Source organism: Amycolatopsis sp. NPDC114478 (assembly GCF_055633805.1).
Genome location: NZ_JBVKDO010000019.1, coordinates 48,700 through 63,763, shown reverse-complemented (window position 1 = coordinate 63,763; position 15,064 = coordinate 48,700). Strand labels below are relative to the sequence as shown.

Sequence of the window (15,064 nt, the reverse complement as noted above, 5' to 3'; positions counted from 1 at the left end):
TACCCTCGCCGGTCATGGGAGACCTCGCCGCCGACCTCGCGCCCACCGGGGTGCTGCGCGCCGCCATCAACCTCGGCAACCCCGTGCTCGCGCACGGCACGCCGGATTCCCCCGGCGGCGTCACCGTCGACATCGCGCGCGAAGTGGCCGCGCGGCTGGACGTGCCGGTGGAGTTCGTCTGCTTCGACGCGGCCCGCAAGGCGTTCGAGGCGCTGACCTCGGGCGCGGCCGACCTGTGCTTCCTGGCGATCGAGCCGGCGCGGGCGGCTTCGGTGGCGTTCACCGCGCCATACGTCGTCATCGAAGGCGTTTACGTGGTGCCGGAAGACTCCGCATTCGCTTCGCCCGCCGACGTCGACCGGCCGGGCGTCCGGATCGGCGTCAAGCAGGGCTCGGCGTACGACCTGTTCCTGACCCGGACCCTCGAGCACGCGACGGTGGTGCGCGGCTCGGACGGCGTCGTGGCGTTCGAGGAGCAGGGCTTGGAGGTGGCCGCCGGGATCCGCCAGCCGATGACCGCCTACGCCGCCGCCCACCCGGGGACGCGGGTGGTTCCGGAGCGGTTCATGCAGATCCGGCAGGCCGTCGGGACGACGCCGGAGCGCGCCCCGGCGACCGTGGCGTTCCTGCACGAGCTGGTCGAAGAGCTGAAGGCGAACGGGTTCGTGGCGGAGGCGTTGCGCCGCGCGAACCAGCCGGACGCGACCGTCGCTCCTTGAGTCACAGCCGGGGCAGCACCTGCGTGCGCCACGCCTCGAAGAACTCCTCCTGGTCCGGGCCGATCTGCTGGACGTACACCTCGTCGAACCCGGCGGCGGCGAACTCGCGCACCGCTTCGACGTGCCGGTCGGCGTCCGGGCCGCACGGGAACTGCTCGCGGACCATGTCCTCGGTGACCAGGCTCGCCGCGGCCGCGTAGTCGGCCGGCGTCGGGAGCGTCGAGGGCAGCTTGCCGGGCAGGAGCTCGTTGCGCCACCGGTGGTGCGCCGTGCGGACACCGTCCTCTTCGGACTCCGCCCAGCACACCTTCAGACCGCCCTGCGCCGGTTTGCCGCCCCCGCCGGCTTCCCGGTACTTGCGCACGAGGCCGGCGTCGGGCAGCACCGTGCAGAAGCCGTCGCCCACGCGGGCGGCGAGGTCGGTGGCCGCCGGGCCGAACGCCGAGACGTAGATCGGCACCGGCTCGTCGGGCAGCGTGTAGAGCCGGGCGTGGTCGACGGTGTAGTACCGGCCGCGGTGGTTGACCTCCTTGCCGGTATGCAGCTCTCGGATGATCCTCGGCGGGGTTCTGGGCCTCGTCACGCTCGCCGCGGCCGTGCCGGCCTGGCGGGGCAACCGCGCCGGCCACCTCACCGTCGCCGGTTCGCGGGCGCTGTCCGGGCTGCTCGCGGTTCCCGCCTTCTTCGTCGACGCCCCGGACTGGGCGCGGCTCCTCTCCGGCGGGCTCATCCTCCTGACGATCGTCGGCGTCGGGCTGCTCCTCAGCGGCGCGCGCCGGCCCGCGATGGCGCGATGAGGCGCCTCGGGGGTGCGCTCGCCGCCGGTGGCGCGGCGGGCCTGGCGTGGGCCGCCGGCCTGCGCGGCCTCATGGTCGAGGTCGCCGGGCCGGAGTCCGCCGTGCACTGGTACGGCACCTTTGTCCAGATCCTGCTGCCCGGCGTCGTCACCGGGGCGCTGTTCGGCTGGGCCTGGCACACGCGCCGCCGCCGGTGGCTCGTCGTGGCGCCGCTGGCGTTCCCGGTCGCCGTGATCGTCTCGCAGGACACGCTCTCGGCGATCCTGGCCGGCCGGATCCCGTTCAGCGACGGCCTGGGCGGCGGCGCACTCGCGTTGCCGCTCTTCGGCATGGCGGGCGGCTACGCGATCGCCGGCGGGGGCGCGCGGTGGCGGCGCGTCCTCCTCGGCGCGTTCGCCCTGGTGCCCTTGCCCGCGTGGGCATTCGCGAGCACGGCCATCTCGCCGTCGCTGAGCCTCGCTCGCCACCGCGCGCGGCGCCTGGGTCGCGGCCCTGTTCTGGGCCTCGATCGCGACGCTCGCGCTCGGCTGCGCGATCCCGCTCGCCCGGGCCCGGCCCCCGGCGCGTGAAGACGTGCCGGCCGTCCCCGCCGACGCCCGGGGCTGAGCTCGGACCTCGCCCATCGCACTTGCGTCGCTACCGTCATCGATCCGACATCGCGTCTTCTCGACGGTCGCAACGAGTGCTACGTTCCTCGTGGTGCAGGTCGACCCGAGGGGTTGCGATGAGGCTTTCTCCCAGCGCGCACACCGACTCGTTCTGCCGCGACCGGCTGCCGCCGGCGCAGCAGTGGCCGCGGCTCGTGTTCGACCTGCCCGAGCTGCACTACCCGGACCGGCTCAACGCCGCAACCGCCCTGCTCGACGGCACGATCGAGCGCCTCGGGCCCGACCGGCCCTGCCTGCACTCGCTCCACGAGACGTGGACCTACGGCGAGGTCCTCGCCCGCGCCAACCGGATCGCGCACGTCCTCACCGCCGAGCTCGGCGTCGTTCCCGGCAACCGCGTCCTGCTGCGGGGCACCAACACGCCGTGGCTGGCGGCGTGCTGGCTGGGCGTGCTCAAGGCCGGCGCGGTCGCCGTCTCCACCATGCCGATGCTGCGCCGCCACGAGCTCGACAAGATCGTCGACCGCGCCCGGCCGACTGTGGCCCTGTGCGACGAGCGCCTGCTCGACGAGCTGCCACCCGGCTTGCCCGTCGTCGCCTACGGCACCGAGCTGGCCGAACGCTGCGCGCGGCACCCGGCCACCTTCGCCGACGTGCCCACCGCCGCCGACGACGTCGCACTGCTCGCCTTCACCTCCGGCACCACCGGAATCCCCAAGGCGACGATGCACTTCCACCGCGACCTGCTCGCCATCGCCGACACGTTCTCGCGGCACCTCGTGCGACCCACCGCCGACGATCTCTTCTGCGGCACCCCTCCCCTCGCGTTCACCTTCGGCCTGGGCGGCCTCCTCGTCTTCCCGTTGCACGCCGGCGCGTCCGTGCTCCTGGTGGAGCGCGCCACACCCAAGGAACTGGCCTCGATCGTCGCCGAGCGCTCGGTGACCGTGCTCTTCACCGCGCCGACCGCCTACCGCGCGATCCTCGGCTCCGGCGACGGTGCTCTCCTCGCCGGCGTGCGCCGCGCCGTCTCCGCCGGCGAAGCGTTGCCCGCCGCCGTCGCCGAGCAGTACCGCGCCGTCGTCGGCCGCCCGCTCATCGACGGCATCGGCAGCACGGAGCTGCTGCACGTCTTCATCTCCGCCGCCGACGAGGACGTCCGACCGGGGACGACCGGCACCGTCGTGCCCGGCTTCCGCGCCGCCGTCCTGGACGTCGACGGCACGCCGGTGCCCGACGGCACGCCCGGCCTGCTCGCGGTACAGGGCCCCACCGGCTGCCGCTACCTCGAGGACCAGCGGCAAGCCGACTACGTCCGGGACGGCTGGAACATCACCGGCGACACCTACGTCCGCGAACCCGACGGCTACTTCCGGTTCGTGGCGCGCAGCGACGACATGATCGTCTCCTCCGGTTACAACATCGCCGCTCCGGAGGTCGAGGAGGTGCTGCTCGGCCACCCGGACGTCGACGAATGCGCGGTCGTCGGCACGCCCGATCCGGACCGGGGCGCGGTCGTGACCGCCTTCGTCGTGCTCCGCGCGGGTGTCGCCCCGGGCCCGGAGGTCGTGCACGCCCTGCAGGAGCACGCCAAAGCCGTTGCGGCGCCGTACAAGTACCCGCGCCGGGTGCGGTTCATCGACGCGCTGCCGCGCAACGCGAGCGGGAAGCTTCAGCGCTTCCTGCTGCGCGAAGCCGGGCGGGGGTGACGGGCCCGCTGCCGAGGTGGGGTGGCGGTGGGCCCGTCACGTCTGCGGGAGGACATGCCTCCACGATACCGGCCGATTCGAACACGTGTTCGCGTCTCTTCGAGTGAATTCCCACTACGAAAAGTCACCGACCTCGTCCAGAACCACGCCGCGGCAACACTTCCGGGTGACAAATTGTCCTCAATGGACAGTCACGGACCACGGCAAACCCGCCGGAAGGCCCGCCCGGCACGCCGTCACGCGAACCGCCGCGGAGAGCCGACCGGCCGCGCGCGGCACCCGCCGTCGGCGGTAGAACTCCGGACACCGCACTGACCTGCGCCGGAGGACCATCACCCCGACGCGCCGAAGAGGCGGTGAGCGACCGGGAAACCGGGTCCCATAAAGTCTTCGCGCAGCCATCCGGAGGTGAACGCCCGCGTGCCCGAGGTCGACTACTACGAGGTGCTCGGCATTCGCCGGGACGCCACGGCGGCCGACGTCAAGACGGCCTACCGCCGGCTGGCGAAGACCATGCACCCGGACGGCGGCGGCACCGTCGGCACGTTCCGCCTGCTCCGCGAGGCCTACGAAGTCCTGGGCGACCCCGTCGCCCGCGCGCGCTACGACTCCGGCGGCGCGACCGTGGTGCCCGTCCCGGTCCGGCCGCGGCCCCGTCGGCGCTTCGGCGACGAGCCCGGCTTCGTCCCCGACCTGCCCGAACTCGACGCCGAAGACCTGACCTGGTGGCACTTCGCCGGACAGGACACCCGGATGCGCCACGGCCGCCGCCGCGGGCCCGGGCACACGCCGGTGGTCGCCGCGGTGGGCGGGATGGTGCTGGTGCTGCTGCCGCTGGTCACCGGCGTCGGGTTCAGCACGCCGGTGCTCATCGTCTGGCTGCTGCTCACCGCCGGCACCGCGCTGCTCGTCCAGCGCCTGGCCCGCGGGTACCTGCGGGCGAGCCGGGCCCGCGAGGCCTACGCCGAGGAGTTCGGCGGCCGCACGGTCTTCGGCGCGCCCGGCACCGAACGCGACGAGCTGGCCGAGCGGCTCACCGCCGACCTGCTCGAGACCTACCTGACCCGGCTGCCCGGCGCGCGGATCTTCCACGGCCTCGCCTGGCCCGGCTCCGTGTTCGCCGACGTCGACCACGCCGTGCTGTGCGGGAAGCGCCTGGTGCTCATCGAGTCGAAGCTGTGGCTGCCGGGGCACTACGAAACGGCCGAGGACGGCAGACTGCTGCGCAACGGGCGCCCGTTCCGCGGCGGCGGCAGCCGGCTCGCCGAGAGCCTCGCCGCCTACCGCGACCTGCTGCCCGGGGTCGCGCTGCGCGGGGCGATGATCGTGTACCCGAGCCGCAGCGGCGAGCTGACCACGGCCGATCCCGGCGACCTGACCGCGGCGCCGATGACGCCGGAGGAGTTCCTGCACGAGATCGGCGAGTGGCTGGCCGCCGATCCGTCCACAGTGGACCACCAGGCGCTGCGGACCATGCGCGACCAGGTGGTCGGCGGGGGCGGCCGGGCGGCGTGAGCCTCGCCGCGGGTGCCCTGCCCGGGCTGATGGCGGCACTCGACCCGGGGGCCGCCGTGCCAGGCTGCCCGCTGTGAACACCGCCGCGGGTGCACTGCCCGGGCTGATGGCGGCACTCGACCCGGGGGCCGCCGTGCCAGGCTGTCCGCTGTGAACACCGCCGCGGCCACGCTGGGCACGGTCCTGCTGGCCTACCTCCCGGCGGCCGTCTCGCCCGGGCCGAACTTCGTGCTCATCGCGCACACGGCCGCGGCCGGGACGCGCCGGTCGGCGGTGGCGGTCGCGCTCGGGGTGGTCGCGGCGGGCGGGGTGCTGGCCGCGGTGGCGGTGTTTGGGCTGGGGAGCGTGCTGGCCCGGACGCCCTGGCTGGCGACGGCGTTGCGCGTGGTCTGCGGCGCGTACCTCGCGTGGCTCGGAGTGCGGCTGTGGTGGCAAGCCCGCGCCCCCGATGACGGTTCCGCCGAGCGAACGGCCTCGGAGAGCGAACCACCGGCGAGCACCCGGCGCGCGAGCCACTTCCGCCAGGGCGTGGTCAGCAACCTGACCAACCCCAAAGCCGCGGCGTTCTTCGGCAGTGTGCTGACCGCGGCCCTGCCGCCGACCGAGCCCACCGCGGTCAAGCTCGCCGCGGTCGCGCTGATCGTCGTCGCGTCCACCGCGTGGCACCTGAGCGTGGCGCTGCTGTTCTCCTCCCCCGCCACCCAGCGCTGGTACACCCGCGCGAAACCGGCCCTCAACCGCGTCGTGGGCATGATTCTCGTCGCCTTGGGGCTGATTCTCGCCCTGACGCCGTGAAGGCCTCCCCGCCGAAGCGAGGAGGCCTTCACGAGCAACTGACTGCTACCGAGCCCAGCCCGAAGCGCGCTGCTTCTGCGCGTGCGCGGAACGGGTGCAGACCTCGCCGACGTCGATCGTCTGGCCACGGTCGACGAACACGTCGGCCACGCCGACCAGCTTGCCCTTCGGCGACGAGCAGGTCAGCTGATAGGCCTCCTTCGTCCCGTACGTCGGCGGGATCGGCGACGCGAACGAGACGTCCCCGGTCCAGTCGTCGACGGCGTTCGGGTCGGTCTGGTCGTAGTTGACCACCACGGCCTTGTAGTCGCCGGCCGGCGGGTCGAACAGCACGGCGTGCTCGGACGTCGTGCCGCCGTTCGCCGACGAGGTGACCAGGTTGCCCGCCGCGTCGTAGACGAACAGGTCCCAGTCGGTCGTGCTGTTCTTCCAGTTGATGTTGACGCTGAACTTCCCGTTGTCGACCTTCGGCAGGCCGTCGACGTGGAAGGTGAAGCTCTCCGCCGTCGCGTCCGCCGGGTAGTTCTGGTTGATCGGCGGGACACCGGCCGGGTTGGCGACCGCGAAGCCCTGCTGTGCCGGGCCCTGGGGGTCACGCCCGTAGCGGCCGGCCACGTACGGCCGGGTCGACGGGTTGACCGACCAGGCGAACCGCCCGCCGGTGGTGGTGAGCTTCGAGTTCAGGTCGTCGGTGATGTAGATCGGCGGCTTGGTGGAGCCGTCGGCCTGGATCACCGGTGACGTCGGCGTCTGGAACGTCTTGTGCAGCTTGAGCTGGTAGTCCTTCGGCGCCGAGCCGATCAGCGTCGAGTGCTGCTGTGGGTCGGCCGCGTTGCCCAGCATGTCCAGGAACGCCTGGCGGTTGCCGCCCTTGCCCGCCCCGGCCGCGGGGGCCAGGCCCTCGTACTCGGCCACGACGCTGTCGGCGTACGGCCCGTGGAAGCCGTTGCCGCCGACCTCGATGGTGAAGCCCCAGCCGCCGGTGGCCCAGTACGACCAGTCCTCGGTGGTGCCCGTGGTGTCGTACAGCGCCCAGCTCGGCTCGCTGGTGTAGCCGTTGCGCGAGGCCAGCTTGTCGCCGAGGGCCTTGTAGGCCGGCTCCTCCAGCGGCGGGCGGACGTCGGCCACACCCGGCGGGCGCAGCACGAGCGCCGCGACGGTGTGCATCGTCAGCAGGTTGGTCACCTGACGCGAGGACACGATCGACCGGACGTTGCGCACCTCGGGCTCGCTGAACGGCGCGGACCCGCGGAAGGTGTCGCCGCTCCAGGCGATCTCGGCGCCGTTGCCGCCCCAGAACCCGCCGTAGTTGCGGTTCGGGTCGGTGCCGCGCAGGCGGCCGGCCGGGTTGGCCTTGCACACGCCGGTCGAGTACTGGGCCGGCGAGTCGTTGACGTTGCAGTTCTTCCGCTTCATCTCGTAGTCGAACCGGGTGAAGTCACCCTTGGGCTCGGCTTCGCGGGAGATCTCGAACCCGTCCGGGTTGATGATCGGCACGACGATGTTGCGCGTCTTGCCGACCAGGCTCCGGATCGCCGCGTCGTGGGCGTAGCCGTTGATCAGCTCGTACGCCCACTCCATGACGTGCTCGCCGGCGGGCCACTCCCGGGCGTGGTGCACGCCCATGGTGAAGTTGACCGGCTTGCCGTCGGTGAGGTTCTTGACGTCGCTGGCGATCTCGATCCCGACGACGTCGCGGCCTTCCCACGTCGACTCGGGCATGGTGAACGCCGAGACCAGGCCCGGGTTCTTGCGGGCCAGCTCCTTCATCTCGTAGTTGTAGTCGTAGAGGTGCCGGTAGCTCGTGCGCCCGGACGGCAGCGCCGACGCGGCGGTCGTCGCGGCGTACTGGCGGTCGGTCTTCGCGTCCTGCACGGACTTGGCCGACAGGTCGGCCTCGATCACCTTCGACTTGAAGCCGCTGTTCTTCAGCGTCTGGCGGTCGGCGTCGTCGGCGAGGACGACCTCGACCCCGGTCGCGTCACCCTTCTCCGTGACGTCGAGGCCGGAGGCGGTCAGCTTGTTCTTGTCGGCGCGCGTCGGCGTCTCGACGCGGACCAGCTGCGCCTTCTGCGCAGTGGTCGGCGTGCCCTGCGGCGTGAGCGCGAGGAAGTCGACGCCGAGCTGGGCCTGGCCGGCCGGGCCGGCGTAGCGGCAGCCCTGGACGACGAGCTCCTGGCCCTTCTTGACGAAGCTCTCGGCGAGTTCGTGGGTGCGCAACGCCGTCGAGGCGGCGACCACCGCACCCGTCGCCTTGTCGAACACGGCGACGTCCCAGTCGCCTTCGGTACCCGGGACCGGCTTCAGCCGGACCTGCACCAAACCGTCCACAGTGGACGTGAGCTCGCGGCGGTCGACGCCCACGGTGCCCTTGGGCTGCACTTTCGCGAAGCACGAGCGGGGTACCGACTTGTCGGCACGCAGGATGTTCTGGGCCGCGCCGGCGGTACCGGCCGGTAACGCGACGAACGCCGCCGCCAGCGCCACGACCGAAGCCGCCAGCACCAGTCTTCTTGGTGAATTCCCCACAGGCAAAGACCTCCTTGACCGAGGCCGGCACAGCACGGACGTACCGGTAGCGGATGACCGTAATGGACGAAAACCGGCTACGGTAACCGCCGTAAGTCGTACAGCCTTGACCTCGCTTTCACACCTTCGGCCGCCGGAAAGGACATTTCACCGGGAGTTCAACCGGCGCTCGGCTACTGTCGGTTCATGGTCACGGTCCCTGCGCGACGAACGTCGCTCGCGGTTTCGCTGAGCGGCATCGCCGCGCTCGTGATCGGCGCCGCGCTGGTGCTGCTGCTGCAGGTCATCCCGCCGACCGACGAGATCAGCGCGACCCGCCGCACGATCAGCGAGTACGGGCTCTCGGACCGCAAGTGGGTGTTCGACCTCGCGGTGGTCCTGGTGGCCCTGGGCTCGGCGGCGGGGCTCGCCGTCCTGCGCAGCCAGCGGCGGCTCCCCGGGCCCGCGGCCCTGCTGGGGACACTGTGGACGGTCGGGCTGCTGGTCATCGTGGCCTTCCCCAAGCCGGACTGGGCCACGGTCTCGCGCGCCGACTTCGGCGGCACGCTGCACCGGATCGCCAGCGTGGTGGCGTTCGTCGCGCTCCCGCTCGCGGTGCTGGTCGCGGCGCGCACGGCGTTCCCGGACTCCCCCGGCCGCCGGTGGCTGGCCCGGGTGCTCGCGATCGCGTCCCTGGCCTGGTTCGCGGTCATCCTGGGCGCGGTCGTGGTCGCCGCGGTCGACGGCGGACGCTGGTGGACGCTCATCCCGCTCGGCCTGGTCGAACGCGGGATGGCGCTGACCGAGCTGGTCGCCTTGGGTGTCCTGCTCGCTCCGGCGCGCGATCAGGCGCGGTAGAGCTCCGTCAGCAGCGCGGCGGCCAGGTGCGTCGCCGGGTGGGCGTCGCGGTGGCGCCAGATCAGCCGGACCGGCACGGGGTCCGCGTCCCGCAGCGGCCGGTAGCGGATGCCGTCGCGCCGGTACTGGGCCGCGGTCGCCTCCGGGGTGACGCCGACGCAGCGCCCGGTAGCGATCGCCGCCAGCCAGTCGTCGATGTCGTGGGTGTACTCCACCGCCGGCCGCGTGCCTTCGGGCCAGAGGTCCGGCGTCGTGGTGCCGGTGCGCCGGTCGACGACGAGCGTCCGCTCCGCCAGTTCGGCGAACCGGATCACGCGGCGCCGCGCCCAGGGGTCGTCCGAGGCGAGCGCGACGCACCGGCGTTCCCGGCCGACGAGCGCGTGGCTGTACCGGCGCGTGTCGACGGCGGTGCGCACGACGGCCAGGTCGCAGCGCCCCTCGGCCAGTCCCCCGGTCGCCGTGTTGGTCCGGACGAGCTGCAGCTCGACGTCCGGGTACCGGTCGTGCCAGCGCCGCTGGAACTCCGCGGTGTGCTTGCCCAGCGCCGACCACGCGTGCCCCAGCCGCAGCCGCGTGTGGCCGGTCGTGACCTCGTGGACCAGCGCCTCGGCGTCGGCGAGCAGGACCCGGGCGCGAGCGAGGACCGTGACGCCGGCCGTGGTCGGCTCGACCATCCGGCTGGTCCGGTGCAGCAACCGGACGCCGAGGACCCCCTCCAAGGCGAGCAGCGTCCGAGACACGGTCGCCTGGGAGACACCCAGCTCGAGCGCGGCGTCGGTGAAGCTCCCGCTGTCCACGACCGCGACGAAGTGCCGCAGGTGGCGCAGCTCCACCGAGACGTCCATGCGTTCAGCGTATAGCTGACGTGTCGGATGCATTTTGCGTATGCGTCCGCGGCCTCGATAGTCGGGGGATGACGAGCGAAGGACGCTGGCGCGGGGCGGCGCTGATGACGGGCAGCGGGCTGTCCAACCAGGTGGGGGCGTCGGTCGCGGCCCTGGCCTTCCCGCAGCTGGGCCCGGCCGGCGTCGTCGCCGTCCGGCAGTGGGTCGCGGCCGTGGTGCTGCTCGCGACGGCGCGGCCGCGCCTGCGCGCGTTCACCGCCGCGCAGTGGCGGCTCGTGCTGGCCCTGGCGCTGGTGTTCGGGACGATGAACCTCTCCCTCTACAGCGCGGTCGACCGCGTCGGCCTGGGCCTGGCCGTGACGCTGGAGTTCCTCGGCCCCCTCGCCGTCGCCCTGGCGGGGTCGCGGCGGCGGGGTGACCTGCTGGGCGCGCTGGTCGCGGCGGCCGCCGTGGTGGTGCTGGTGCGGCCCCGGCCGAGCACGGACTACCTCGGCATCGGCCTGGCGCTGCTCGCGGCCGCGTGCTGGGCGAGCTACATCCTGCTCAACCGCGCGGTCGGCGCGCGCATCCCCGGCGTCGCGGGCTCGGCGGCCGCCGCGGGCGTGTCCGGGCTCGCATACGTGCCGGTCGGGGTCGTCGCGATGCTCACGCACCGGCCGGACCTCGGCGCGGTCCTCGCCGCGGTGACCGCCGGGGTCCTGTCGTCGGCCGTGCCGATGCTGGCCGACCTGCTGACGCTGCGGCGCGTCCCGGCGCCGGTGTTCGGCACGGTGATGAGCGTGAACCCGGTGCTGGCGGCCCTGGTCGGCTGGGTGGTCCTCGGCCAGCGCCTCGACGCGCTGTCGTGGGCGGCGATCGGCGTGATCGTCGCGGTCAACGTCCTCGCGGTGGTCAGACCTGCAGCACCGGTTCCGTCGTCTCCGTCAGCCGCGGGTCCGGCTGGGCCCCCGACATCGCCAGGAAGCCCCGTGCCACCCGCAGCAGCAGCGGCCAGTTCTTCGGGTTCTTCTTGTCCACCCCGCCGATCAGCTGCTTGAGCATCGAGAGCGTGTCGAAGTAGATGCGCTCGCACACGAGGTTCTCCTCGGCGTCGAACACGAAGTACGCGGTCATGCGGACGCGGAAGCGCGACCCGGTCGCCGGGATCGCGCCGAACGGGCCGAGGTGCGTGCCCAGCAGCCAGAACTCGACGACGACCGCGTCGGCGCTGTGCCGCAGCGCGATCAGCTCGTGGTGCTGGTCGGGGAACGCCGTGCGCGTGTCGTGGTAGTAGCCGCGGACGGCGCCGTCGCCGTCGTGCACGGTCATCGTCGCGACGACCTCGTAGTGGGGGTGCGGGAACGTCGAGAGCGTGGCGTCCCAGTCCTGGGCGACCTCGTCGCGGAAGTGGTCGAGCACCAGCTTCTGCCGCGCGGCCAGGACTTCGGGGCCGGGGATGTCGAACTCGCTCATCGCGCACTCCTTTATCTACGGCGTAGGTAAACAACGATAACCTACACTGTAGGAACGCCGATGGAAGGGGACGCCGTGCTCGAAGGAACCCTCGCCCGCGCGAAGCCGGTGATCAGGTGGGGCCTCGGCCACGCGCTCCCCCGGACCGTGCTGCGCCGCGAAGCCCGGCGCGGCGACCTGCAGGGGCGGATGGTGGTCGCGGCGGCCGAAGGGCACGACCTGACCGGCCTCTTCGAGGAGATCCGCGCCGCCGGCCCGCTCGCCCGCACCCGCTTCGGCTGGATGACCACGACGCACGCCGCGGTCCGGGAAGTGCTCTCCGGCGACGACTTCCGCGTCGGCGTCATCGGCTCCGACGGTTCGCCGCTCGGTCGGCTCGTCGAATGGTCGGCCGGCGAGCACCTGCACCCGGTGCGGCCGCCGTCGCTGCTCGCCGTCAACCCGCCCGAGCACACCCGCTACCGCAAGCTCGTCACCGGCGTGTTCACCGTGCGCGCGGTCGAGCAGCTGCGCGGCCGCGTCCAGGAGATCGCGGACGGCCTGCTCGACGCGCTCGACCCGGGGCGCCCGCTCGACCTCGTCGAGTCCTACTGCGGCCTGCTCCCGGTGACGGTGATCAGCGAGATCCTCGGTGTGCCGCCGGCGGACCTGGGCAAGGTGCTGTCGCTGGGCGCGGCCGCGGCGCCGAGCCTCGACCTCGGCCTGGGCTGGCGGACGTTCCGCGACGTCGAGACCGCGCTGGCCGAGTTCGACACCTGGCTCGGCGAGCACCTCGACCACCTGCGCCGGCACCCGGGCCAGGACCTGTTCAGCAAGCTCGTCGCGGCCCGCGACGGCGGCGTCGGGCTCACCGAGACCGAGCTCAAGTCGACCGCGGGCCTGGTGCTGGCGGCCGGGTTCGAGACGACGGTCAACCTGCTCGGCAGCGGGATCGCCCTGCTGGCGGGCGATCCCGGGCAGCTCGCCGTGCTGCGCGAGCGGCCGGAGCTGTGGGGCAACGCCGTCGAGGAGGTCCTGCGGTACGACCCGCCGGTCCTGCTGACCGGGCGCCTCGCGACGCGCGCCACCGAGGTCGCGGGCGTCCCGCTGCCGCGCGGGGCGCTGGTGACCACCGTGCTGGCCGGCGCGAACCGCGACCCGGGCGTGTTCGCCGATCCGGGCACGTTCGACGTCACCCGCGAGGGCGCGCGCGACCACGTGTCGTTCGGCTCCGGCCGCCACCACTGCCTGGGGGCGTCGCTGGCGCGGATGGAGGGCGAGATCGGGCTGCGCACGATCTTCGACCGGTTCCCCGGGCTGCGGGTGCTGCCCGGCGGCCGGCGCCGCACTACGCGGATCCTGCGCGGCTACGAGGTGCTGCCCGCGGTGCTCACGCCGTGACGGGCCGGCGCGGGCGGCCGCCCAAGGAGGCCGGCGGCCTGTCGCGGGAGCGGATCCTGCGGGAGGCCCTCGCGCTCGTCGACGAAGAGGGTCTCGAGGCCGTGAGCATGCGGAAGCTCGCGCGGCGGCTCGGCGTCGATCCGATGAGCCTGTACAACCACGTCGACGGCAAGGACGCCCTGCTGGACGGGGTCGCCGAGGTGCTGCTGGCGGCGATCCCGGCGCCGGTGCCCGGCGGGGGCCTGCGGGAGACGATGTCCGGGCTGGCGCACGGGTTCCGGAACGCGATGCTCGGCCACCCGCGGGCGGCGCCGCTGGTGCTGACCCGGCAGCTGGCGTCGATGACGGCGCTGGCGCCGGTGGAGGCCGTGCTCGGGCCGCTGCTCGCGGCGGGCTACCCGCCGGAGCGCGCGGTGCACGGGTTGCGCGCGGTGCTGGCGTTCCTGATCGGCACGCTGATGCGGGAGGTCGACGCGGCTCCGACGTTCAGCCGGACCGGCGACCTGGGCCGGCTCGCGGACCTCTCGGCGTCCGGCCTGCCCGCCGTCGCCGAGGCGGCGCCGTACCTGGCGGTGTGCGACCACGAAGCGGAGTTCGAGTTCGGGCTGGGGATCCTGCTCGACGCGCTGGCGCCGTGAGTCAGCGGATCCGTTCGTGCAGGGCGGCCATCCGGGCGTCGAGGTCGGCGGCCGTGCGGGCCGCGGCGGCGAGCTCGCCCGCGAAGTCGTCCGGGACGCGGTCGGCGTACTTGTAGGACAGCTTGTGCTCGACGGCGGCCCAGAAGTCCATCGCGATGGTGCGCAGCTGCACCTCGACCTTGACCTTCTCGACGCGGTCGGACAGGAACACCGGGATCCGGACGATCAGGTGCAGGCTGCGGTAGCCGTTGGCCTTCGGCCGGGCGATGTAGTCCTTGGTGCGCAACAGCTCGACGTCGTCCTGCGCGGTGAGCATCCGGGCGACCTGGTGGACGTCGGAGACGAACGGGCAGACGACGCGGATGCCGGCGATGTCGTCGAGGACGTGCGCGGCGGCGACCCAGTCGTCACCCAGGCCGCGGCGGCGGACCTTCTCCTTGATCGCCTCCGGCCGCTTCACGCGGCTGGTGATGTGCTCGATCGGGTCGTGCTGGTGGACGAAGTCGAACTCCTCGCTGAGGATCCGCAGTTTCGTCATCAGCTCTTCGATGGCGAACTTGTACATCAGCAGGAACCGCGGGAGCTGCCCGGCGACGGCGAGCTCGTCGGCCGCCTCCCGCAGGTCCTCGGCCGCCGGATCGGTGGTCACTGAAGCCTCGTGCTGTCGTCGGTCGTCTGGGCGCTTCAGGTTACTGCGCTTCGATCGGTGAACGAACAGCGGTGGTGCGGAGTTCCCGCCGGTCACCGGATCGGGTGACGGTGGGTGTGCACCGGCCCGCCGCCGGTGCACACCCACCTGGTCTCACTTGCCGGCGGTTGCTGACGCGCTTTCGGTCGCGCTCGCGGTTCCGGTTCCGTTTTGGCTGCCGGCCGCGACGCACTTCTCGGCGACGGCGACCGCCGCTGCCTGCGCGGCCGCGTTCTTGTTCTTGCCCTTGGCCTTCTGCTGGCCGTTGCCGTTCTGGGCGGTGGCCGTGCCCTGCTGGGCCGCGGTGGCGGCGGGATCGGCCGCGGCCTGGGCGACGCAGTCGAGAATGGCGGCGCAGTCCTGGTTGGCGGCCGCGTTCTGGGCTGCCATGTCCTGCTGGTTGGCCATGCCGTTCTGGTTGGCCGCGCCGTTCTGGTCGGCCATGCCGTTCTGGTTCGCCATGCCGTTCTGGTTCGCCATGCCGTTCTGGTTCGCCATGCCGTTCTGGTTCGCCATGCCGTTCTGGTTCGCCATGCCGTTCTGGTTCGCCAT

The 15,064-nt window shown here is 72.8% G+C and carries 14 protein-coding genes and 2 pseudogenes; 10 read left to right on the top strand and 6 right to left on the bottom strand.

All coding sequences use genetic code 11. The features are described from left to right. Positions 1-14: 14 nt before the first annotated feature. The gene (locus ACZ7OH_RS39080) at positions 15-719 is read left to right on the top strand and encodes a transporter substrate-binding domain-containing protein (protein WP_470285502.1); all 705 of its coding nucleotides are present in this window, start codon (positions 15-17) and stop codon (positions 717-719) included. A 1-nt stretch (position 720) separates the two neighbouring features. Here the strand turns inward: ACZ7OH_RS39080 and ACZ7OH_RS39075 are convergent, their stop codons facing one another. Then, positions 721-1,302: a TIGR03557 family F420-dependent LLM class oxidoreductase gene (locus ACZ7OH_RS39075; RefSeq protein WP_470285501.1), complete on the bottom strand. Its 582-nt coding sequence runs from the start codon at positions 1,300-1,302 to the stop codon at positions 721-723. On the opposite strand from ACZ7OH_RS39075, the gene ACZ7OH_RS39070 reads away from it, so the two are divergent. The 5 genes from ACZ7OH_RS39070 to ACZ7OH_RS39050 all read left to right on the top strand — a co-directional run bounded on the left by ACZ7OH_RS39070 (position 1,271) and on the right by ACZ7OH_RS39050 (position 6,143). Then, positions 1,271-1,516 carry a hypothetical protein gene (locus ACZ7OH_RS39070; RefSeq protein WP_470285500.1) on the top strand — a complete coding sequence of 82 codons (246 nt, stop codon included), beginning with the start codon at positions 1,271-1,273 and terminating at the stop codon, positions 1,514-1,516. The two genes, ACZ7OH_RS39075 and ACZ7OH_RS39070, sit on opposite strands and share 32 nt — an antisense overlap. Beyond that, positions 1,513-2,085, top strand: a complete 573-nt coding sequence (locus ACZ7OH_RS39065; RefSeq protein WP_470285499.1) for a hypothetical protein — start codon at positions 1,513-1,515, stop codon at positions 2,083-2,085. Before ACZ7OH_RS39070 ends, ACZ7OH_RS39065 begins: the two co-directional genes overlap by 4 nt. Positions 2,086-2,240: 155 nt before the next feature. Next, a complete protein-coding gene (locus ACZ7OH_RS39060) occupies positions 2,241-3,833 on the top strand; it encodes an AMP-binding protein (RefSeq protein ID WP_470285498.1) in 1,593 nt (530 codons plus the stop codon). A gap of 420 nt (positions 3,834-4,253) precedes the next feature. Next, positions 4,254-5,348 (top strand): J domain-containing protein, encoded by a 1,095-nt coding sequence (locus ACZ7OH_RS39055; RefSeq protein WP_470285497.1) that lies wholly within the window; start codon positions 4,254-4,256, stop codon positions 5,346-5,348. A 150-nt stretch (positions 5,349-5,498) separates the two neighbouring features. Beyond that, the gene (locus ACZ7OH_RS39050) at positions 5,499-6,143 is read left to right on the top strand and encodes a LysE family translocator (protein ID WP_470285496.1); all 645 of its coding nucleotides are present in this window, start codon (positions 5,499-5,501) and stop codon (positions 6,141-6,143) included. 45 nt (positions 6,144-6,188) lie between these two features. Here ACZ7OH_RS39050 and ACZ7OH_RS39045 read toward each other — a convergent pair whose 3' ends face one another. After that, positions 6,189-8,648 carry a M14 family zinc carboxypeptidase gene (locus tag ACZ7OH_RS39045; protein WP_470285598.1) on the bottom strand — a complete coding sequence of 820 codons (2,460 nt, stop codon included), beginning with the start codon at positions 8,646-8,648 and terminating at the stop codon, positions 6,189-6,191. Between the two features lie 210 nt (positions 8,649-8,858). On the opposite strand from ACZ7OH_RS39045, the gene ACZ7OH_RS39040 reads away from it, so the two are divergent. Further along, a complete protein-coding gene (locus ACZ7OH_RS39040) occupies positions 8,859-9,509 on the top strand; it encodes a DUF998 domain-containing protein (RefSeq protein WP_470285495.1) in 651 nt (216 codons plus the stop codon). Here ACZ7OH_RS39040 and ACZ7OH_RS39035 read toward each other — a convergent pair. After that, a complete protein-coding gene (locus ACZ7OH_RS39035) occupies positions 9,497-10,354 on the bottom strand; it encodes a LysR family transcriptional regulator (RefSeq protein WP_470285494.1) in 858 nt (285 codons plus the stop codon). The two genes, ACZ7OH_RS39040 and ACZ7OH_RS39035, sit on opposite strands and share 13 nt — an antisense overlap. A gap of 68 nt (positions 10,355-10,422) precedes the next feature. Between ACZ7OH_RS39035 and ACZ7OH_RS39030 the strand changes: the two genes are divergently transcribed. Continuing rightward, complete coding sequence (locus ACZ7OH_RS39030) at positions 10,423-11,391, top strand: EamA family transporter (RefSeq protein WP_470285493.1); 969 nt, start codon at positions 10,423-10,425, stop codon at positions 11,389-11,391. Positions 11,392-11,440: 49 nt separating this feature from the next. Here ACZ7OH_RS39030 and ACZ7OH_RS39025 read toward each other — a convergent pair. Further along, positions 11,441-11,806 (bottom strand): annotated as a pseudogene (locus ACZ7OH_RS39025) (ester cyclase); the annotation flags it as partial. A 60-nt stretch (positions 11,807-11,866) separates the two neighbouring features. On the opposite strand from ACZ7OH_RS39025, the gene ACZ7OH_RS39020 reads away from it, so the two are divergent. Both ACZ7OH_RS39020 and ACZ7OH_RS39015 read left to right on the top strand, forming a co-directional pair. Then, the gene (locus tag ACZ7OH_RS39020) at positions 11,867-13,186 is read left to right on the top strand and encodes a cytochrome P450 (RefSeq protein ID WP_470285492.1); all 1,320 of its coding nucleotides are present in this window, start codon (positions 11,867-11,869) and stop codon (positions 13,184-13,186) included. Further along, positions 13,183-13,824: a TetR/AcrR family transcriptional regulator C-terminal domain-containing protein gene (locus tag ACZ7OH_RS39015; protein WP_470285491.1), complete on the top strand. Its 642-nt coding sequence runs from the start codon at positions 13,183-13,185 to the stop codon at positions 13,822-13,824. Before ACZ7OH_RS39020 ends, ACZ7OH_RS39015 begins: the two co-directional genes overlap by 4 nt. Before the next feature lies 1 nt (position 13,825). Here the strand turns inward: ACZ7OH_RS39015 and ACZ7OH_RS39010 are convergent, their stop codons facing one another. Continuing rightward, positions 13,826-14,473 (bottom strand): GTP pyrophosphokinase, encoded by a 648-nt coding sequence (locus tag ACZ7OH_RS39010; protein WP_400892452.1) that lies wholly within the window; start codon positions 14,471-14,473, stop codon positions 13,826-13,828. A gap of 153 nt (positions 14,474-14,626) precedes the next feature. Beyond that, a pseudogene (locus ACZ7OH_RS39005) lies at positions 14,627-15,064 on the bottom strand (hypothetical protein); the annotation flags it as partial.